General features: G+C 46.0%; 20 protein-coding genes. 4 read left to right on the top strand and 16 right to left on the bottom strand.

The genetic code is table 11. The annotated features are described in order from the left end of the window. Positions 1 to 4 precede the first annotated feature (4 nt). The 11 genes from MKZ12_RS03900 to MKZ12_RS03850 all read right to left on the bottom strand — a co-directional run bounded on the left by MKZ12_RS03900 (position 5) and on the right by MKZ12_RS03850 (position 13,111). Positions 5 to 1,183: a radical SAM protein gene (locus MKZ12_RS03900; protein ID WP_339258822.1), complete on the bottom strand. Its 1,179-nt coding sequence runs from the start codon at positions 1,181 to 1,183 to the stop codon at positions 5 to 7. Positions 1,184 to 1,226: 43 nt separating this feature from the next. Beyond that, positions 1,227 to 2,321: a radical SAM protein gene (locus MKZ12_RS03895; protein ID WP_339239520.1), complete on the bottom strand. Its 1,095-nt coding sequence runs from the start codon at positions 2,319 to 2,321 to the stop codon at positions 1,227 to 1,229. A gap of 27 nt (positions 2,322 to 2,348) precedes the next feature. Next, the gene (locus MKZ12_RS03890; protein WP_339258820.1) at positions 2,349 to 3,464 is read right to left on the bottom strand and encodes a UDP-glucuronosyltransferase; all 1,116 of its coding nucleotides are present in this window, start codon (positions 3,462 to 3,464) and stop codon (positions 2,349 to 2,351) included. Between the two features lie 44 nt (positions 3,465 to 3,508). After that, the gene (locus MKZ12_RS03885) at positions 3,509 to 4,867 is read right to left on the bottom strand and encodes a hypothetical protein (RefSeq protein WP_339258818.1); all 1,359 of its coding nucleotides are present in this window, start codon (positions 4,865 to 4,867) and stop codon (positions 3,509 to 3,511) included. After that, complete coding sequence (locus MKZ12_RS03880) at positions 4,864 to 5,115, bottom strand: phosphopantetheine-binding protein (RefSeq protein WP_339239517.1); 252 nt, start codon at positions 5,113 to 5,115, stop codon at positions 4,864 to 4,866. The genes MKZ12_RS03885 and MKZ12_RS03880 overlap by 4 nt, the downstream gene beginning before the upstream one ends. A gap of 13 nt (positions 5,116 to 5,128) precedes the next feature. Beyond that, positions 5,129 to 6,076: an NAD-dependent epimerase/dehydratase family protein gene (locus MKZ12_RS03875; RefSeq protein ID WP_339258817.1), complete on the bottom strand. Its 948-nt coding sequence runs from the start codon at positions 6,074 to 6,076 to the stop codon at positions 5,129 to 5,131. 368 nt (positions 6,077 to 6,444) lie between these two features. Continuing rightward, the gene (locus MKZ12_RS03870) at positions 6,445 to 7,500 is read right to left on the bottom strand and encodes a hypothetical protein (protein ID WP_339258815.1); all 1,056 of its coding nucleotides are present in this window, start codon (positions 7,498 to 7,500) and stop codon (positions 6,445 to 6,447) included. Positions 7,501 to 7,548: 48 nt separating this feature from the next. Beyond that, positions 7,549 to 9,042, bottom strand: coding sequence for a class I adenylate-forming enzyme family protein (locus tag MKZ12_RS03865; RefSeq protein ID WP_339258814.1), 1,494 nt, complete (start codon positions 9,040 to 9,042; stop codon positions 7,549 to 7,551). Continuing rightward, positions 9,039 to 9,281 (bottom strand): acyl carrier protein, encoded by a 243-nt coding sequence (locus MKZ12_RS03860; protein ID WP_339258813.1) that lies wholly within the window; start codon positions 9,279 to 9,281, stop codon positions 9,039 to 9,041. Before MKZ12_RS03860 ends, MKZ12_RS03865 begins: the two co-directional genes overlap by 4 nt. A 712-nt stretch (positions 9,282 to 9,993) precedes the next feature. After that, positions 9,994 to 11,739 carry a 23S rRNA (uracil(1939)-C(5))-methyltransferase RlmD gene (gene rlmD, locus MKZ12_RS03855; protein WP_339258812.1) on the bottom strand — a complete coding sequence of 582 codons (1,746 nt, stop codon included), beginning with the start codon at positions 11,737 to 11,739 and terminating at the stop codon, positions 9,994 to 9,996. Between the two features lie 490 nt (positions 11,740 to 12,229). Continuing rightward, on the bottom strand, positions 12,230 to 13,111 hold the full coding sequence (locus tag MKZ12_RS03850) for a diacylglycerol kinase (protein WP_074093499.1): 882 nt from the start codon (positions 13,109 to 13,111) through the stop codon (positions 12,230 to 12,232). 523 nt (positions 13,112 to 13,634) lie between these two features. On the opposite strand from MKZ12_RS03850, the gene MKZ12_RS03845 reads away from it, so the two are divergent. Further along, entirely contained in the window at positions 13,635 to 14,351 is a 717-nt protein-coding gene (locus MKZ12_RS03845; protein ID WP_339258809.1) for an NPP1 family protein, read from the top strand. A gap of 177 nt (positions 14,352 to 14,528) precedes the next feature. Here MKZ12_RS03845 and MKZ12_RS03840 read toward each other — a convergent pair whose 3' ends face one another. Then, a complete protein-coding gene (locus MKZ12_RS03840; protein WP_339258807.1) occupies positions 14,529 to 14,945 on the bottom strand; it encodes a DUF4395 domain-containing protein in 417 nt (138 codons plus the stop codon). Between the two features lie 76 nt (positions 14,946 to 15,021). Then, positions 15,022 to 15,948, bottom strand: a complete 927-nt coding sequence (locus tag MKZ12_RS03835; RefSeq protein ID WP_339258806.1) for a 2-dehydropantoate 2-reductase N-terminal domain-containing protein — start codon at positions 15,946 to 15,948, stop codon at positions 15,022 to 15,024. 170 nt (positions 15,949 to 16,118) lie between these two features. On the opposite strand from MKZ12_RS03835, the gene MKZ12_RS03830 reads away from it, so the two are divergent. Continuing rightward, positions 16,119 to 16,688, top strand: coding sequence for a TetR/AcrR family transcriptional regulator (locus MKZ12_RS03830; protein WP_339258804.1), 570 nt, complete (start codon positions 16,119 to 16,121; stop codon positions 16,686 to 16,688). 78 nt (positions 16,689 to 16,766) lie between these two features. Here the strand turns inward: MKZ12_RS03830 and MKZ12_RS03825 are convergent, their stop codons facing one another. Both MKZ12_RS03825 and MKZ12_RS03820 read right to left on the bottom strand, forming a co-directional pair. Then, positions 16,767 to 17,552: a CbiX/SirB N-terminal domain-containing protein gene (locus MKZ12_RS03825; RefSeq protein ID WP_339239507.1), complete on the bottom strand. Its 786-nt coding sequence runs from the start codon at positions 17,550 to 17,552 to the stop codon at positions 16,767 to 16,769. A 1-nt stretch (position 17,553) separates the two neighbouring features. After that, entirely contained in the window at positions 17,554 to 17,844 is a 291-nt protein-coding gene (locus MKZ12_RS03820; RefSeq protein WP_017690665.1) for a YerC/YecD family TrpR-related protein, read from the bottom strand. A gap of 452 nt (positions 17,845 to 18,296) precedes the next feature. On the opposite strand from MKZ12_RS03820, the gene MKZ12_RS03815 reads away from it, so the two are divergent. Next, entirely contained in the window at positions 18,297 to 18,932 is a 636-nt protein-coding gene (locus MKZ12_RS03815) for a tyrosine protein kinase (RefSeq protein ID WP_339258803.1), read from the top strand. A 135-nt stretch (positions 18,933 to 19,067) separates the two neighbouring features. Continuing rightward, a complete protein-coding gene (locus tag MKZ12_RS03810) occupies positions 19,068 to 20,156 on the top strand; it encodes a DNA alkylation repair protein (RefSeq protein WP_339258801.1) in 1,089 nt (362 codons plus the stop codon). A gap of 227 nt (positions 20,157 to 20,383) precedes the next feature. Here the strand turns inward: MKZ12_RS03810 and corA are convergent, their stop codons facing one another. Then, on the bottom strand, positions 20,384 to 21,343 hold the full coding sequence (corA, locus tag MKZ12_RS03805; protein WP_076333421.1) for a magnesium/cobalt transporter CorA: 960 nt from the start codon (positions 21,341 to 21,343) through the stop codon (positions 20,384 to 20,386). Positions 21,344 to 21,416: the final 73 nt, after the last annotated feature.

The raw sequence follows: 21,416 nt of genomic DNA, 5'->3' as shown, positions 1-21,416 counted from the left end.
ATAGTTAAACACCGTGCAAATGCAAGACACTGCACTTAGAACATGCCGGTGTCAGTCGTTCATCCATCATTTCCCTTATCCTTCTGTAGGTCATGCCGTGCCATAATTCCTGTACGGACGCTTCATTTAAATTGCCGATCTCGAACTCCTTGAAAAATTTGCACGCAACAATCGTTCCATCGGGCGTAATGTCCATCCGGTTCGAGAGAGCCAGGCATTTCTTGTTCATGGTGCCATTACTCTTCACCTCGTTGCCGAGCACGAAATCTTCGATCTGGTCATAATCCAGATTCGGCTGGTAGCGTAAACGCATTTTCCAGACCCGATTATTCACCCGGTCCAACTCGCTCATCAAAGCAGGGATACGCTCCGGATCGAGCTTGTAGTTAAAGGCGTGCCAGCTTCGTTCGCCCTTGTGCTCGCTCGCCGGAAGAAAGTCGAACTTCTGGTCAAAGTAATCGTCCATTCCCTGCGTGCATTCGTCCGAGATGTACCACGGGAAGCAGACCATGACCATATCTACACCGACGCCCTCCAGAAAGTCCAACAAATCATACAGCTTGTCGGTCATCCCATCGTTAACGACAGTATGGATCGTAATTTTGCCCCTGAATTGGTTTTCCTTACGCAGCTCGACTAGCATCCGAATAGCATCGATCGCCTTGTTGAATACCCCTTTGCCGCGAAGCGCATCATTCTCTTCTTCGAATCCATCAAGTGCAATGAGCAGCTCCAGGTTGTCGGAGATTCTCAGCAAGGTGTCCAGCTTTCGCTCGATCAGCATCGCGTTCGTACAGATCGTCGTCTCGCGAGGATGGGCTTCAAGCAAATCGGCCAAACGGTCGAAATGGCTGTATACGAGCGGCTCGCCGCCCCAGATATAGAGTCTCGACTTGGCTGGTTCCGTCTCAAGGATCAGCTTCTCCAGCAGCCCGTAGTCGAGCTGCTCCCGCTGCTGCTCCGGTGTCATAAAGTGATGGTAGCCAGTGTCGTTCCATTGATAGCAATGCTTGCAGCGCAAGTTGCATTGGTTCGTCAGTTTAATCCCGACCGACTCTGGCAACGGTGTCGCGTAACCCGCTATTTTCTCCATGTTCCGCTTGGTTTCCACCGTATTCTTGATCGTACGTTTCAATATTTGCAAATCCTTTGGGGAACGTTTAATCTCTGATTTCGGATTCATATCAACACCACCCCTCTTAAACCTATTAGGTCATTCACATGAATCAATAGATATAATACCTTGAACAAGCCGTGCAGATCGGAAGCATATTTTTTTTCATATACGCGCGATAATCTTTGTACTTGTCACTACTCCAGATATCCATCAAGCTCTCTTCGTTCACGTTGCCAAAGGTCAAATCATAGAAGGCATGGCAGGGCGAAACGTCGCCCCTTGCTGTAATCTCTGCATAAACCCATGGAAGGGAGCAGCGATTTCGTTTATCAGCCATCTGATGGAATTGCCCCGAGAAATAGTTGCTCAAATTTTGCTCATCTATCGTTTTCGGATAGGTGATCACATGAATGCTGTTTTTCAAGCAATACGCTTTAACATTATTGAGCTGTCTCGTCAATTCCGGAATATCGATCTGGCTGAACGAACTGGTGTCCCGCCACACCATCCCCTTGGCATAAGGAGCTTCATGCACGTCGAATTTGTCACTAAGAACCTCCACATATTGGGCATACTGCTCTTCCGTTGCGTAGAGCTGCACTTCCATGCTGATATGGTCCAACATCGACAAGTCGATATGCTTAAAGAAAAATTCCTCAACGTACATATAGTTCAAGGGCGTAATGATAAAGGATACACCCATTTTCGGAAATTGCTTGCCCTTGCTTTCCCGAAGCTCATAAAGCTTCTCGATCCCCTTGATTACTTTCTTGAATACGCCTTTGCCTCTCTGCTTATCGTTGATTTCCTCAGGGCCGTCGAGAGACATCCAGATCTTATTTGGAGCAGTCTCGACAAGCATCTCGGCATGCTGCTCAAGCAATGTGCCGTTCGTGGGGAAATCTGCTTTACTTCCATAGTGATTGATCATGGCGAGAATGTCGCCCAGCCAAGGGTACATCAGTGGCTCGCCACCGAAGAAATCGTAATATGGCTTGCCCGGGCTGCACTCGACGATGATCTTTTTAATGAGATCCGGATCCAGATGCGCTAACGTTTTTTTGCTTTTGTACGGCCCTTCGAGTCCCCACTCATAGCACATCTTGCATCGTAAATTACACTCCTCCAACAGCTGCATGACGATCCATCTCGGATAGCTTGTCATTGTCTTATCTTGGACGACACTCAATTTGTTTACGCTCATCGCATAACCCCTTTTGCCATTGAAATGTTACCCCTTCGTTAACGCGACTCTCGCACAATAATGATCCACATAATTCGTTCGTTCTCCGGGTCTGTTCATGATCGCTTGATGCATCTCCTTAAGGACCTCTACAGAAAAATCCATCTCCTTCCACTTCTCGTAGCGGATTCCGAACCCCAGAGACTCCCACAATTCCAAATTGCTAAGCTCGTGACTTCCGAACGGCTCCAGCAAAATAAGAGGGGTACCGGATGCAAGGGAGTCGATTAATGTGCCCGCTCCCGGCTTGGCCACGATAGCCATCGCCTCCGAAGCGATATCGAATAACCAATGATGATCAACCTCAGCGGCGTATGACTTCGTGCCTTCTCCCGTTATTTCCATGTATGGCGGAAACTCGTGCAGGCCGTTCGCACTCTTCACCCATGCACACCATTCCGGATCATTCATCCAATATCGGTGATCGGGATCGGGCTTCGCTTCCTTCCAATCGTAAGCTACGATATCAAGCCCGTAGTTATGGCCGGCAAGCTCTGGAATTGTACTTTGATAAGTGCCCATCCCCCAGCCGCCGCCATGAACAACAAGCCGCCGCTTCCTTGAGTCGAAGGGCATTGGCGTACGATGAAGAACCGGGATTTCGCATCGAATCTCCATCTTGTCGGTGTCATAGAGACAAGCATTGTAATAATACTCGTCGTAGTGAGGATGAAACTTCTTCAAGCTCTTCCAGGACGGGGCCAGATCTGAATCGACGTAGAGCAGGTCTACATGAATTCGATTCGGCAGCATCTTCTCCCTATACAAATCCAGAATATAGATCCAGTGTCCGGATAGCGATATGAATTCGTATCGGTCTTCCGCTTTCCACGCCTCCAGCAACAGCTCGACCTGGGCATAATCAATGCTGCCCCGGATATCCATCGGCATTCGGGCCGATAGATTGGCAAGTGCGAAATTATTGTGATAAGCCCTTCTGCTGTCTACAATATGATCCATCTTGTCTTGCTCCAAATAGCTTTCGAACACGAGTACTTCCGTCGCGATATCCCTTTTCTCGAAATCACTTGCAGCTAACAGACCGGGAATATAGAAACCCAGACCGAAACCCGAGCATAGAATCGTCACTTTCCGCTTACCCATAAAATTTCTTCCTCCATTCAAGGCTTCAAGCGCTTCGGACTGCATCAGCGGGCGATCTTGAAGGATAACGACGACAGCACCTCCTTAACCTTAGCGATCAATCGTTCGTTATCCCATTCCCCTTCAATCAACGAATAATATAATCTGCCTTTCACCTGCTTATTCCGGATCCCCTTGCACTCATTGATGACTTTGTTAATAAGGAGCGTATTCGCGCTTAACGGTAAAATACCGAATCCTCGATCAGGCTTATATAGAACACCCTCGCGGTCCAGCGATTCAAGCAATTGATCGAATGATACATCGCATGCAAACTGTAAAGTCGCATGCGTCATGCTCCCGGCCGTGTCGTGCTTCTTCAGGTAGCGGTCAACGTAATGCTTGATCAGACTCATCGATCTTCTTGCATTCACCTCAACAATCGGAACGATGCGGCCGTCTGTCAACAGCATAGAATCTACGCATACGTCGCCGTGATAACCCGAACGATAAAGCTCGCGAGCCGCCCGTTTCATTACATCAAAATACTTCGCTTCCTGCAGCATATGAAGCAACCTATCGTCTGCTGTATAGGAGCCTTGGTAAGCGAAATTGTGATTGACCAACTGCTGCACTGAGATATGTCGGTAAGTACCGTCCGGATCGATGTGGAATTGGCAAGAAAAATCCAATTCCTTGCGGAGGAACGGCTCAAGAATAAACCGAACCGTTTTTCCCTTGCTACACTGATCGGCGACATAGGATGTGACTCGCCGCAAAATCGCTTCCGACTCGATCAACAAATTCCCTTTCCCCGATACCCCAAACTCATCTTTGATCAGGAAGGGTCCTTGATTCAGCAAAGTCAAGCCGCTTGCCCGCAGCTCTTCGGGAGAATAGACCGTCTGGCTGTCACACTGAAGATCAAGGCGACGGTTCAATTCGGTTGAATACAGCTTCGAATTGACAGTCTGAACCGTTTCGATAGCTGGAAAATCTTGTTCCAACCCGTAACGCGCTGCAGTACGATCCGCCCCCGGAATGATTGCAAAGGGCGACAACCGGGCGCCATCCAGCAAGTAGAGATCCATGTCCCCCATTCGATCGGCTGATGTGAGCAGGTCGAAGATATTGGCGGTTCTGCCTGCGCTTCCTACATCAGGACTCTCGAGATCGGTTGAATTAGAAAGAAATTCAAATCCGATCTCATGCAAATACTCTTTATGGCAAATGTTCATTCGATAGCGAGTAATGAGCCTATCCTGCGCCTCGCAAAATGGGAAGAGCAGCTCATCCATGGCCATCACGATATTCTCCATTTCAGGATCGTGAAACGACGGCAGTTTGGCTAGATTAGGGTCGCGCCAGAAGCGTTCCGCATCAAATGTCCCGATAATGAGCTCGAACTTGCGTCTATCGTTCATACAGGCGCTGTCTTCTGTAGCTCCGAGATATAATTGCAGAAGGTCGTTACCGACTCCATAAGATCGAAGTCGAATTGTTCAAAATCGATCTCAATACCGAAACGCTCTTCCACATTTAATACAAAAGTAATTAGCTGTAGGGAGTCCAATCCCCCGTCTTCCATGATGTTGGAATGCTCGTTCAAACGGTTTGCCAGCTCAGCGTCTTCCTTGATTTCGCTTATCATCGCTATGATCTGTTCTTGCATAGGTACCTCCCGTTTAATGGATATATTGACCCTGGTAATAATGGATCGTTTTAGCGAGTGCATCATGTAAACTGATCGCCGGTTCCCAGTTCATAATCGTCCTTGAAATGGTAATATCCGGCTTCCTTCTCCTTGGATCGTCTTCCGGCAGCGGGAGAAACTCTAACTGCGCGTTGGACTTCATTAACTCCTTCAATATTTGGGCGACTTCAAGTATGGTGACTTCCTCCGGATTCCCCAAATTGACTGGCTGTTCATACGTGGTGCTCATCAGTCTCACAATCCCTTCCAGCAAATCGTCGATATACTGAAAGCTTCTCGTCTGTCTGCCGTCGCCATAAATCGTAAGGTTTTGCTTGGACATGATTTCATTAATGAAATTGGTAATGACGCGTCCGTCATGTAGATCCATCTTCGGGCCGAATGTATTGAAGATCCGAATGACCCTTACCGGTATACCGTATTTCCTGTTCATCCAGTAGGTGATCGCCTCTGCATAGCGCTTCGCTTCGTTGTAGCAGCTTCTTGCTCCAATCGAATTCACGTTGCCATAGTAGCTCTCCGGCTGAGGGTGAACAGTTGGGTTACCGTAGATCTCGCTTGTTGAAGCCAAGAAGAAGGCAGCCTGCTTTTCTTTGGCCAGATACAGCAGATGCATCGTCCCTTCGCTGTTGACCCTCATCGTTTCGATCGGATAGGACAAATATTTAGGCGGACTGGCAGGGCTTGCAAAATGCATCACCCAATCGACAGGGCCTTCAATTGCGAGCGGATAAATGACGTCATGCTCGATAAACTTGAAATTTGGCGACCGTAAGAGATTGTCTATGTTGACAGTAGACCCGGTCAGAAAATTATCGACGCCGATAACGGAATGGCCTTCCCGCAGCAGCCTCTCGGCAAGGTTGGAACCGATGAAACCTGCAACTCCTGTTAATACAATGAATATTATGATCCCCACCCTTGCTTAAGGTTTGTGAAACCACTATTAATTCAATCGAACAGGTATAATGCTATGCATGAATCACAAGATGTCGGGTCAAATAAAAGGAGAGATTCTTGAGGTGAGCTGATTCGCTGTGGTTGTGCCGGAAAAAAGCGCTTGAAGCAATGCGGATCGTTGAAAGACAAGAAGGCGATAGGCTGTCAGCAAACGGAATCGTTAAGACAAGAGCAACGTTCGGCTTACTCCATACGCTGTATCGCAACGATTATAATCCCGGCATCACTCCCTCCATAAATATGCCCGGATCACCACGGGCTTCGGGCTAAGTTCTATTCGGGTGCAAGAAGAGATATCCAAAACTGAGATCATCTGCTCCCTCAACATTACTGAATGTCTACCTTCTTCAACCATCGTTCAAAGAATATGGATTCTTCATTTTCTATATTCGTAATCAGCGTTTGTAAACTTTCGGAAATACTCGTATCCTTTGTCAAATTATATTTAATCGCTAGATTCACAAGGATTTTTGCTTTAATTTCAATAGCTGTGAATTCATCTATATGCTCTTGATTTAATTCAATTAAATGCTGATTATCGTACAAGTACTTGAATCTTAGCGTCATTATCTTCTTATGATCATAAAGTAAATGAAAGGGTCTTATATCAAGCATAGCCTTATGTTCCGATGTCTCTTTCGCATAATTAAATAGAGTTGTGTATATTTGCATGCCGAAGTCAAGATTTTGCCTGTCGCCCCCGTAGTTAAACATCTCCCAATACTCCGGCGTTTTCTTAGTGAAATAATTTCTTATCGAATTCACTAGGGTATCTGCACTGAATTTATCCTGATAATGATCATTGAATGTATACAGGTAAACCATTTCTTTTAGATAATCATGATTCGTTGTTAGATGATTCTTTTCGAACGCAACATTGAAATCAGTAAATGATATCTCAGCCTGACTATACACCCCGTTCTTAAAAAAATCGGAAACATACAATATCTCTCTATCCAAATCATAGCCGTAAACAAATATGTCATGATGCAATTGAAGTTTATTGTAGCGATCGCTTAAGGGCACGTAGAAATAATTGATCATGGTATGGACATAGTTATTGGCATTAATATTTTCTACAATAAAATGAATAACAGAGTCCCATTTCGTTGTTACAGTATCTCTATGTAGCTTTTGAGTAGTAATCCATTTGCACGCATCCGAAGGTCTCAGCTCATAAGTCAGAGGGAAATAAAAATCTCCCCAATGGTGTTTATAATCTTTATTAATAAATAATTGAATATAATTGCTATATATCCATGGGTGTGCGCACTCGTAATGAGTAAGGATCGACAAGAGATGAGCATGTTGCGTATAGGTTGTAATCATCGGATAACTGACCGGCAATATTTTTCTGCCCAATGTTTGAGTTGAATTCTTCAACCTTCGTTCACCCCTGGTTATTTGGTTAAATGGCTTAAGGATTCCGAATCAGTATATCTCATTTAGCAATAAGCGCTTCGTACTTGCTCTGTCCAGTTTTCCTGTCTTTGTTTTTGGAATGTTATCTACAATCCTCCATTGTCTAGGCACTTTATACGATGACAAATGCAATTTGCAATGTCGTGTCAGTGCATCTATATCAACCAGGCAATCATTAAAGACTTTCAGAAATGCGATGGGCACTTCACCTAACAAATTATCGTGTACACCAACAACCATGACCTCCTCCACTTCTTTCAAGCCGTACAAAAATTCCTCGATTTCTTCTGGATAGATATTGATACCGCCGGATATAATGATATTCTTCTTTCGGCCTGTGAGTATAAGACATCCTGATTCATTCCGATATCCCAAATCTCCTGTCTTTAACCAACCCTCAACAATGGTAGCGTTCGTTAACTCCGGATTTTTGTAATAACCGAGCATCACATTCGGGCCCTTGACCCAAATTTCTCCGATAGCTGCTCCTTCAACCTCATTCTCTTCTTCGTCAACAAGACGAATAGAAACGTCATTGATGGGTGATCCACAGGATAAGCTGCGCTCTCCCCGTTCCATCATGCTCACCCGCGGAGAAGCTTCGGTCAATCCATAGGTTTGAATAATGTCCGCGTGAGGAAATACAGTCTGGAGATGGTCTACTAATTTCGCGGGAATCGCCGCACCGCTAATTACAATAAATTCAATTGAATCAAAAGCACTCCAGTTCTTTGTCTGATGGAAATCGGAAACAAAGTGCATCAATTGCGTAGGCACCGCTGAGAATCCCGTGACCGCCTTATTCTGAAACAGTTTAAACGCTGTGCGCGGCAGCAAAGGCAAGCTGATCAGTTTAATTCGGGTTCCATATAACATGCAAGAAATCAATTGCGTGACAATCGTAGAACTGAAATGAACGGGCATCGTTACAAGAAACGAATCTTGATCCGTATACCCCACCTTTCCGCCATGTGCCAACGCATTCGTTAATACATTCCAATGGGATAACATAACGATTTTAGATTTTCCGGTTGTGCCTGATGTAGGAAGGAGAATCGCACATTGATTGGGATTGGACTGATTGGTTAACGAGATCGATTCGAACGCAGGCATTGGTTCTTGCGATAAATCCTGAGCGGTAACCCAAGGAATATCGCAATTTAAATGCGCAGGCTGTGCAGATTTGCTGATAACCAATTTGGCGTCACTGGCATTTAAAATATTTTCAATTTCAGTATTGGATGCCGAATAAGGAACCGGTACTAACACAAAACCGCAGAATTGAATGCCAAGCGCCGCAAAAATGAACAAGGGCTCATTATTTGTGTATAATGCAAGATGACTTCCGGACTCAAGCTCAAAATTCTTGTGGATGTATAAAGCAATCAAATAAGCTTCTGTCATCACCTCTGCGTAAGTCCATTGCTGCTTTAGATCTTCAAGGATAATATGATCTTGGCGATCAGAGGCCTCCAGAAATAGACGCTGAATGATAGTCATCATAGCGTTTTCTCAGTCAAATAATTAAGGATTAATCCAGCCGTGGAGAACTTCTCAAATAACAGATCTTCATCAGGGATCGAGATGTTAAACTTCGATTCCACTAAAACAATAAGCTTGATGAAGCCTACTGAATCGATCCCTTGTTCCAACAAACGGGTATCGTGGTCATCCGAATACTCGATGTCCAGCTCAGCAAAAATTTCATCTCTCAAGATCAATTCTATTGATTTAGACATCATATTCCCCCGTTAGATAATCTTTAGAAAGGCTGATTAAAGAGGATAGTATACGTGATGAGCAAGTGAAAGTAATTGTGCAGAAGAATGAGTCCATAATGATGGACAAGGTGAATTTGCACTGAAAGAGTTGTTTGCATAGTTGTATGCAGAGACTCTGCAATTCATGCTGGAGGCGGAGTATGACACGATGCAGGACATAAAAAGCTTGACGCGAAGAGTACAACGACGGAAATACTTGAGGGTTCCTTCGTCAACATCGCAAAGCCTAAAGAAAAAAGCATTTTCCCAAGCAATGAAGCGTTGCTGAAAATGCTCTACAAAACTACGATGAATGTCTCTCGTAAATGGACAGTGCGTGTACAAAACCGAGACTAAGTACACCATCAAATCTCCATTTTCTTCCTCGGCGGAATTGAACTATATTGCGTAAAGTTTTGCTTGGTAGCGTTTACACTAGTAGTTTTACAGCACCAAGTGCCTGATATATTAAATATAATTACATATATGCCAATTGTCAACAGTTTCAAAAAGCCCGTTGATGCCCTCTGGAATTCCATTGTCATCTGGTTGTCTCTAGTATTATAGGGTACAAAAAAGACACGGAAGAACAACTCCGTGCCTATATAAAGCAAGACGGTTCAATCAAAGCCATACATTACATATTTCCAATCCTCAATTCATAAGGAAGTTGGAACAACGAGAGGCGTAGGAATTAATCCTGCCCCTTCCATTTGAGCATCGCCACCGACTCCACATGCACCGTGTGTGGGAACATATCCACTGGCGTTACCTCAACCGTGCGATACCCGCCATCCTCCAGCACACGTAGATCACGTGCCAGCGTACTCGGATTACAACTCACGTAAACCACGCGTTCCGGCTTCATCTCCAGGATGGTATCGAGTAAACGTGGGTCGCAGCCCTTACGCGGCGGATCGACAACGATGACGTCTGCTTCGATGCCTTGTTCTTTCCAGCGTGGAATAACGTCCTCGGATGCGCCAACTTCAAACTTCACGTTACGCATCTCGTTCAAGAGTGCATTGCTGCGAGCATCCTCAATCGCTTCAGGTACAATCTCTACCCCGTACACTTGATCCGCATGTTGTGCGAGGAAAAGAGAAATCGTTCCAATGCCGCAATAGGCATCAATTACCGTCTCTTTGCCGCTCAGTCCGGCATATTCTACCGTCTTCCCATACAGTACTTCCGTCTGCACCGGATTCACCTGATAGAACGAACGCGCCGAGATCGCAAACTGTACATCACCGATATAATCATAAATTACATCACGGCCCCACAGTACTCGGGTCTCATCGCCAAAAATGACGTTGGTCTGTTTTTTGTTCACGTTCTGGCAGATGCTCGCCACATGCGGAATCGCTTCACGGATACCGCCAATCCATTCGTCTTTGTACGGAATATCTCGACCATTGGTAACCAGTACAAGCATCATCTCGCCTGTACGGAACGCCTTCTTCACAACCACATGGCGCAGCAGGCCGCGACCTGTCTCTTCGTTATATGCACTGATTCCAAAATGACTGCCGATCTCTTTCACCTTCGCAACCACTTCGTCATTGTGCTCATGCTGAATAAGACAGCTCTCCATATCGATGATCCGATGGCTTCCTTTGGCATAAAATCCTCCTACCAGGCCACCCTCGGTCACACCAATTGGCACCTGTGCTTTATTCCGATAGCGCCATGGCTTGTCCATACCCATCGTAGGCAGTACACGAATGCCCTGCTCCGTATCTTCTCCGTTCATGACACCTTCAAGGCGAAGTCGAATACGATTGCTGCCGATCATCTGCACTTCAGAAGTAGCCAGTCCAGTTGTCTGATTCGCATCACCAACTGAAGCGTCATCCTGCACGTTGGATGCCAACGTCTCTGCATCCTCCACCATCACGTTCAACTTGCCAATCCGCTGCAAATTATCTACGACCAACTGGCGTTTCCACGCAAGCTGTCCGGCATAGCTCATATGCTGGATCTGGCAGCCTCCGCACTGATCATAGATCGGGCAAGGCGCGGACACACGATCCGGGCTGGCGTTCACGATCTCCAGTAACTTGGCGTAGCCATACTGCTTCTTGGTTTTCATCACGCGCACACGCACAGTTTCACCTGGAAGCGCACCCTGCACGAAGAGCGTATATCCATTCGCACGACCTACGCCCTCACCGTCATGGTTCATACCAATGATGTCGATGACGGTCTCTTCATTTTTGCTAACGGGCAGCCCTTCGATTGGTGCAGATTCACGCGCTCTCCCCTTTGGACGAATGGCAGAAAGAGATGCGCCTTGTGGCCGCACCTCTTTTCCTTGCTGACGTGATGATTGACGAGATGATTGACTTGGCTGACGGGACGCCGAAGCGTTCCCTTGCCCCTGAGAGGCAGCCGAATTCCGGCGGTTTTTTCCACGACCGCTGCGGTTCGTATTAGACAACGTACATTCACTTCTTTCTTCTTATATAGTACCCTGCCTGTGCAGGCGAGGGAAAAATCTCATTTTTCATTTTGTTCCTGATTCTAACGAATCTGGCATACCTTATTCACATCAAAAATAACGTTCCGAATTCTAATGAACTTCAGAAACGTTATATCAACCTCAGATGGTGTTTTACGACCTTATTAGATCATTTTCTCCAAAATAACAACGTTGAGATTCGTTAAATTCGCAACTTCGGTGAATTCGTCACATTAAGGCTTTCTGAGTTCGTTAAGCTCACCTCACGGTGACCACATGAGATTATACGCGATCCCACCGTACACAGCAACTGGAAAATCCAATTCCATCTCGCCTTACCGCAAAGCTGAATTCAACTCTTCTCAACAGTTATGCGATACTGTGCAACCACCGCTGCAGCTTCATAGCTTTTCTGAGGCGATCAACGTTGCTTTTCTCAAGCCCCACACTGCCCCCAGCACCCACATTTTTAACGATACAATTGCAGATGATGCTTGAGGTTCGTAAATGTGGCTGGCAGCGTGCCTCCCAACTCTCCATCAAGGTTCAGTTGCACATAGCCTGGCGAGGTAACTTCCATATGACTCGTCTGGAAATGAACCACTTTCTTGTCGTTCAGATGCTCCCCACGCAGCGCGAGCGTGACGAGTCGGATCATGTCAGCCAGATTACATTTACGGACACCGATCACATCGAACAGACCATCGTCAATGGTTGCACCTGGAGCCAACTTTTCGAAGCCCCCGACCGAATTGGTATTGGCGATGAGGAATAACATGAATTCATCATGAATCTCTTCCTGACCGTCGGCGCGAATAATCAGCTCCTGAGGAGACAGGCTCGCCATTTTCTCAATACCCTTCATATAATAGGCCAGTTGCCCAATCATCGTTTTCAGACGACTCGGTACTTCATAGGTCAGTTCAGTTAATGATCCGCCACCGGCGATGTTGATAAAATATTTATCATTCGCTTTGCCCAGATCGAGCGGACGAAGCTGTTGGTTAATGACCAGATCCACGTAATCTTCCCACTGTCTCGGAATGCCGAGTGCACGCGCAAAATCATTCGTTGTTCCCAAAGGAAACACACCCAGTGGAGGACGGTTCTCCCGCTCAGCCATACCGTTAATGACTTCGTATAATGTACCATCGCCACCAGCAGCAATAATCATGTCATAGCCGCGTTCAATCGCGAGTTCAGCTTCGCGGGTTGCATCACCTTCACCTGTTGTTGCATGACATGAAGCTTCAATACCACCTTGATCCAAACGCTGCAAAATATCAGCCAGACGTTTCTTCATTTCTTCCCGGCCTGAGGTCGGATTATATATTAAGCGAGCTTTTTTCATCTCATACGCCACCTATTCCACATTATCCATGAGTCTATACGACCTCATAATCTTACCTTGCATCAGTCCACAAAAGGGCAAAACTTTAACACAACAATGAACTTCCGTTCATTCTGCTCTAATCTTTCGTCTTACCTATATCTATGCATCAGGAATTCCGTCTCATTCCAAAGCCTTTAACTCCTATCATATCATCAAATGTAAAGATGTCCTAGCCTATAATCTATAAGTATATTTTTTCATATATGTACCCACTAATCCATCTAATACCCAATAAACATCCTGCACCAGTCCTGAATCTTTCCCACTGCCTTTTATGTAAAATAGTCTCATTATTCAACCATTCTGCCCGCTTGCACAGGAATTAGTCTTCGGTTTCGATACCTTCATCTGATTATGACATGGATATACTACAAATTTACAAATCTTAAGATAAAAAGATAAATAATATAAACCTTTTTACACTATAGTCTTAGTGCACCCTCCCCCAGCATCACACCTTATCAGCGAAGGAGAATTAGGAATGAAAAAAATTGTGTTAATGCTCCTAGCCTTTCTTATGGCATGTGTCCCTTGGGTCACCGTTGTTGAAGCAGCGGAGATTAATCATGATCAGGTTGTCGGATTTCAGGAACTCTCACCCGTTACCGTGACACAACAAGCAGCCAAGCGTTTTCAGCCTTTTCTCAAAGTCTATCATGGTTGTGTACCTTTCCCCGCAGTGGATCAACAGGGCAATACCAGTGCTGGCTTGAATACGTCCGGGTCATCGAATGGAAACTGTAGCTCAAGTACAGGGCAGATCTACTCACGCTCGGCATGGCATAATGGGGTGTGGGCTATCATGTATTCGTGGTATTTCCCCAAAGACTCCCCTTCCCCCGGACTCGGCCATCGTCATGATTGGGAAGGCATCGTCGTGTGGGTGGATAATCCAGCAGTGGCCAACCCCCAGATCCTCTCCATCGCGTATTCCGGTCACGGCCAGTTCACCAACGTCTCACCGAGCAATACCAATACACAAGGTAACCATCCGTTAATTTCCTATAATAGCACCTGGCCGCTAAACCATGAACTTGGTGTTACTAACACTGTTGGGGGAACACAACCTTTAATCGGATGGGACGACCTGACTTCTGCGGCACGAAATGCGCTTAATACTACGGACTTTGGCAGCGCCAACGTACCTTTTAACGATAACAATTTCACGAACAATCTGAACAAGGCTTGGTTTAAGTAAAAAAATCCCCTTCAAGTGAACGGTTCACTTGAAGGGGATTTCATGATGAAGTGATCGTATCACGATCGCTATAGGTTCAGCTGATACTTGCCGCAAGAAAACTCCTCGGAGTATAGCTCTCTTTACTCGAAGTATCGGGCGTTCTCGTCATCGTATCTTCGTCTCACTTCGGCCACCTCAAAATCCAATTTTTCTGCCTGCTCGCAATTGTTTGTACCAGAAGTATACGGTGCAGCCCACACAATAGCCCACCAGGGCGGCACTTGCAGCTGCAAGAAGCATCACAGCAAATAGATAACCTGCGACCGTCCAGCCGAGTGAAAATGAAATGATCGCCAGAGACAGGAAGAGCACAGCCAGAATATTATTGAATCGCTGCAGCTCCACCGCCTGCGTTTCTGTCCCTTTATCGGTTAACACAACTTTCCCAATTTGCACAAACAGATTAAGCTTGCCACCGGAAGCCAGACCAACCACCTGAATGCTCCACAGCGCGCCCAGAACTACAAGTGGATTGAACACAAAAGAAAGTAAAACAAACAACACAATACCGACCTGATTCGCTTTCACATAGCGCATGGGCACTTCCCGCATCAAAATATCACCTTATTCCTATTTTATTAGTTGGTTTTATTGTAGTCGGTATTGGGTTAATGAGCAAGAGTACACTTTATTTAAGGGGAGTAAAATCTCTTTTCAGCACGTCCCAATGGGGTGTCGGGGTGCCTGTTGTCTTTTTCCAATCGTTAAATACATTATTTAGTGCCTCAATCTCTCCAAAAGAACCCGCAATCAGCTTATGGATTGGAAGCACACTGTAGATCTTCAACAGAAGGTACAACGTCCGTTGATGCTTACGAATCATTTTAGCCTGAATCTCCGGTATAATCGTTATGCCCATTGCCTCAAGTACGCTGAAGCCCTCATCCATCGCCCTAATCATATGATGAATTTGCTTTCTGTTCCCGTCCAACTTGATCAACTCAAACTTCTCATTAAAGCTCACTGCATTCAGCATCAGAATGGGCACAATATGGCTTTTCAACCAGGCATCAATATCTCTTAGAACATTCAACTTGTATTTCACATGTTGGAAAGCTTGATCCAGCAAAGGTTTAAATTTGATATCACCGTCCAGACTGCCAATCACCATTTGTCCGCTGCCTCCACCGATCGATAACATGCGATCTTTTTCACGCTTCCCTCCACTTACGTGGAATCCAAACGCGATCTGTTTTGCCACCTTGCTGTTTGCCTCCAAAAAGTTTTGCATGCTTCGTGCATCTGCGTTGTTACCTACGATTACAATATTGCTGCTCTGATTGTCTGCCAGAATAGGTAATATTGAAGGAAAATCATTATATTTCATCACAACAAAAATCAGATCATATTGGTCATCCACCTCCAACGTTCTGGTGACCCGAACCGGATCAACTGTCGTTTTGAATTGAAACATATGCCGGATGACGACTCCATCCTTCTCCAGCTCCTCTGCCCGCTTCCCTCTAGCCAGAACAGTGACATCATTGCCACCGCGTACCAGGACGTGCGCCAGTTGACTCCCCAGAATCCCCGCACCATACACTAATATTTTCATTGGTTATCCCTCAATTTCATATTTTATGAATAATCGTTGTTTTATCAACATTTGTTGATAAAATAAGAGTAACAAAGCACCTACTATGCTTCAATCGTTAAAATATCCGCTTTTGTTGAATAATCAACGAATGTTTCCTTATTGTTGAAAAACCACCTATAGGAGGGGCCATGGACAGACGAGTACTCAAGACACGAAAGGCGATAATCGAAGCTTTTGTCGGGTTACTGGAGGAACAGGATTTCGAGCAAATTACGATAAACGATATTGCTGATCGGGCTAACGTAAACCGAGGAACCATCTATTTGCATTACGCTGACAAGTTCGACCTGTTGGATCAATGCATTGAGACCTATTTGCAAAAGTTGTTGGATGCCTGCATGATCGAAAGCTCTACTACAACACCTGTTACGGCCAAGGATGCGCTGCTCAGAACTTTCCGTTATCTGGAACAGTATGCCTCTACCTATACTACACTTCTAACCAAAAAAGGTATTCCGGCATTCCGTAGTAAGTTGATGACATTGTTGGTCCAGGGAGTACAGGATCAGATGGATGCCTGTGGCATCCAGGAAGGTATGAAAAAAGAGATTACCATACAGTTTCTTGCTTCCGCTGCTGTAGGCCTCCTGGAGTGGTGGATTATGAATGCCATGCCTTATCCGGCCGAGGAGATCGTTGACCAATTAATAGATCTACTGGAACTACATCTGAATTTGCACGCTCCCATAAGTGGGTAACCTGGGCCCTCGTTTGAGTGGTCGAGTGGTCTACAACAAACAAAAAAACCACGTCCTTGGACGTGGTTTTGATATACTTCAAGAAGAAGCCCCAACCTCATTACATCTCTCCAACAAAATCTGGATCTGGCGCTCCAGCCACTGCCCAAGCAGTGGGTGAGGCAACAGCGTCTCACCACTATACTCATAATCCAGTTCCTTCAATCGGTCCGGGATTACGTTCCTCGTGAAGTAACCGGCACTCAAAAACAGCGGCGCCACAATAACCCGGTTCCCCCGCTCTTCGCTCCAGTACTTCACTTTGTCATACACACTCTCCGGATTCAACAACGCATAATCCGTATGGGCTACACCACTAACTTCCTGCACAAGCTCTGCAAGAGAAGAGATTCCGGCTTCCCAACGCTCGCGAAAACCATCATGAATACTCCCATGTCCCACCAGCAGAATCGTTTCCTGCTCAGGCTGCTGCGAGAGTGACTTGACCTTATCCCACACCATAACGGCAATATCCGGATCGTTATCTACTGGATAACCGAAGTGAACCCGAGCCTTGACATGGAACGGTTCCAGATCCGTTTCGCGATCAGGTGTTTCCTTTGCACCAATGGCATATTCAATTTCATCCACATGTGTACTCCCGGATGAAACAAATAGAGGTACGACCAGAATATCGGTTACGCCTTGTGCTTCCAGTCGGTCGATACCGTCCTGGATTAAGCGTCCTTCCACTAGTTCAAGAAAACCAGCTTCAACTGGCAATGGAATAGGCAGATTCAACCGGGAGATCGCGTCATCGACGGATTCCACCCAGGTCTGCTCCTGTGAACCGTGACTGATGATGAGTACGCCCGGCTTCTTCATGTTAGCGTCCCAGGCGTTCCAGCGTCATTTTATAACCATCATTTCCGTAATTCAGGCAGCGTTTGACACGTGAGATTGTAGCAGTGCTCGCACCTGTCTCTGCTTCAATCTGGTTATACGTATTGCCTTTACCCAACATACGAGCCACTTCCAGCCGTTGGGACATGGATTGGATCTCGTTTACTGTGCAGAGGTCATCAAAGAAAACATAACACTCTTCAATATCTTTTAACGTCAAAATAGCCTCAAATAGTTGTTCAATGCTTTTATCATTTAGCTTTTTCAGCTGCATTTCATCATCATCCCCTAGCGGTTACTGTGTACCTACATTGTACTCACACTGAGTTGGTATTTCAAGCGTTACCGATTTCACGCACTACAGAATAAAAATACATGTTACCGCTTACAAAAGGTACTATTGTCCTTCTCTCGCGCACATCAGATGAAATTACCCCGCTATTTCCCAGTTTTCACCTGTATATATCCGATTACTTATGTAGGATTTTAACCCGCTAAATTGTGACAATTTTGTGTCTAAACTACATTTTACTCTTTGACAACCTGCCATCATGCCATGCGCCCAAATCCGCAAATATCCCGTTTTCCGGGATACCCGCCTACGCCGTCTCTCCGCGAATGACATACAGTATAACAAAAGGGAGTTCCACTACCGCATATGATGTATACTGTCATGAAACTTGTGGAACGCAATTCCGAAATCCAATAGAAGGAACGTGATCGTTCATGCCACAGCATTATTATCACCGCCAGCCAGCACAAGGGCACCGACCGTCTTCTCATGCACATCGGCAGGCACATACTTCTGCCTATGTGCCGCCCGGTATGGTTCAGCGGTCTTTAAATGAAACTCAGGTTCAACCGATGTACCCTGGAGTAGAGCCCCATTACCCGGGCTTCGGTGAAGTCGAAGCATCTGCAGTCGTACCCTATGGGCAAGGTGTAGCTGGAGGGAACTTATACGGAGGTGCAGCACAGGTTGTTGCCCCAGCTCCAGTACCGACACCTGCTTCTGGCAGTTCAGGCTTTTCATTAGCTAACATCGGTGAGTTAAAAGGAATGATCGACCGTTTCGGCGGTATCGATGGAATCATGAGTGGAATAGGCAAAATGCAGAAGGTCGTCGGCGGCATCCAGCAGATGGCTCCGATGATGAAACTCGTTATGGGCATTCTGCCTTTTGGAAAAGGTAAAAGTAATAACAGCGCGGCTGACGCAGACTATGAAGAATATACGCCGCCCCGGAGACGGAAGCGCAAGCGGACGAATAAACAAACGAGCACTCCACGTCGTCGCAACACAACTCCAGTCCGCCGCAAATCCAATTCCACGAAGCGCCGTCCCAAAAGTCGCAAACGTTAAACTCATCCAGGCACCCCCATACAGAAGGTGGGTGCCTTAACCGCGTTCATCACTACACACATAAAATCCCAGGAACCTATGTTCTTATTTTTGCAACTTTGAGGTATACTGGATAGTAACTAAAGGAGGCGGACCATGGAACTTTTCAAAGACAAATACACGCCCGCACTAATCGATCGGACAGGCGAACTGTTGCATCAATTCTACCCAGAGCTGGATACACATCTATTTCATGAATTGGTTTTCGCTGAAGGCTGGGAACAGTTGGAATTCAAAGGGCGCATTCGCCGAATCACACTAGCGTTGACCGAAGTGCTGCCCAATAATTATGAAGAAGCGTTACATATTATCGAACAAGCGGCTCCGAATATGAGAGGTGTTGAATATCTGTTTGTACCGGATTTTATCGAAGTGAACGGACTTGAGCCGGAGGATTACGAATTATCCATGAAGTATCTGACCCTCTTCACACCTTATTCCAGCTCCGAGTTTGCGGTACGCCCGTTTATTGAACGTTATCCCATGCAAACGATGAAACATATGATGGCGTGGGCAGATAGCCACAATGAGCATATCCGCAGACTTGCCAGTGAGGGCAGTAGGCCACGTTTGCCATGGGGCGCCAAACTTCAGAACTTTATCACTGATCCAACACCTGTACTTCCGATTCTGCACGCATTGAAACAGGACGAGTCCCTCTATGTGCGCAAAAGTGTTGCCAATCATCTGAATGACATCTCCAAAGACCACCCCGAACTGGTCCTGGATCTGGCCACCACCTGGTATGGACAACATGCCCACACAGATTGGATTGTCCGGCATGCCAGCAGGTCCTTACTGAAGAAAGGACATCCCAAAGCACTAAGTCTTTTTGGTTATAACGAGCAGGATTCAATTCACATTGAGCAGCTTCAGCTTGTACAAGATACGATTGCCATTGGCGAGGATCTTCATTTTTCATTTGATGTTGTTAATGAGAGTGGTGAGTCACAGATGCTGCGAATTGAATATGAGATGGGTTATATGAAGGCAAACGGCAAGCAGGCTCCCAAACGATTCAAATGCTCTGATAAAATGTATCCGACAGGCAGAACCAAGGTAGCCACCAAACAGTCGTTCAAAATCATTACAACGAGAAAATACTATGCCGGATTACATACGCTAACGATTGTAGTGAATGGTCAAGCGGCAGCAACAACTTCTTTTGTTCTTGAAATGGAGTAACAGGAAGCAATCGTAAGTTATACACATCTCACTCCAAAGAAATACTTATTCACATGTGGATAGAATATTTCTAGCATATCTATAGCAGCATCAGAAAGGCCACCTGGCAAACATCATCTCCCTACAGTTATTTCTGCCCGAGATCATGACCCAGTGGCCTTTTTTATATGTAATTCTAACTGCAATTCCTCTTACCTACCCTCACCGCTATCCAAATGTAGCACGTTCTACTTAAACCATCCGCGCTTCACAAACCAGGCCACCATACTTCCGCCAAGCACAAACATCAACAGCAGCACCGCCCCATACCCAAACTTCCATTGAAGCTCAGGCATATAGGCAAAGTTCATGCCATAAATACCCGCGATCAGCGTGAGTGGCATAAATACAGTCGTAATCACCGTAAGTGTCTTCATGATCTGATTCATCCGGTTGGAGTTCAGGGAAATATAACTGTCGCGTAGGTCGGCCGTCATCTCCCGATCGGCTTCAATCATGTCCGTCAGCTTCAATAAATGGTCATAGATATCGGTAAAATAAGCCGTATGTTCGCCTGTTCGCTGCACATGCTGGGAGTTCACCACTCGATAGAGCAGATCCCGCATCGGTACGACCGTTCTTCTGAGCTTCAGCAATCGGCTTCGCAAGTCAAACACCTGATTCATCAGGTCTTCAACGGACTCTTGTCCACCCCGGTTCTCCAGTTCAGCCAGTTCATCCTCGATGGCAAATAGGGACGGAAAATAATGATCGACCAGCTTGTCCATCACCGTATAGGCCGCTGCCACTGGACCTCGCGCCCAGATCGTACGTTCATGTGCATGGTGCAATAATCGCTCCCACGCTTCATCCACTTCCTCCAGTACACCATGATGAAAGGATACAAGGAAGTTCGCTCCGAGAAACAAGTCAACCTCCTCGGCTTCCAGTGTGGACGGGTTCAGTGCATGCAGTACAAGAAACTGCAGATTTTCATAATAATCAAGCTTTGGCCGCTGCAACACATGCAGGCAGTCCTCAATAGCTAAGGGGTGAAAATGAAAATATGTATCCAGCAAACGGCTTTCCTCTTCCGTTGGCTGGTTAAAATCCGCCCATACCCAGGCGTAATCGTTCAGATCCAGCTGTGTAAGCGGTACGTTCACGGAGACTTGATGTTCTCGTGTAATGGCGAGTGTACGAATCATAAATCAGACCACGTCCTTGTCCTGTATCTTTAGATCATTGTACAACGTTAACCATAGACACGTCTCCCACGTG

The sequence above is a fragment of the Paenibacillus sp. FSL R5-0713 genome, from assembly GCF_037973325.1.
Classification (GTDB): domain Bacteria; phylum Bacillota; class Bacilli; order Paenibacillales; family Paenibacillaceae; genus Paenibacillus.
The sequence above is the reverse complement of the archived record's forward strand: the minus strand, read 5'-3'. Positions and strand labels throughout refer to the sequence as shown.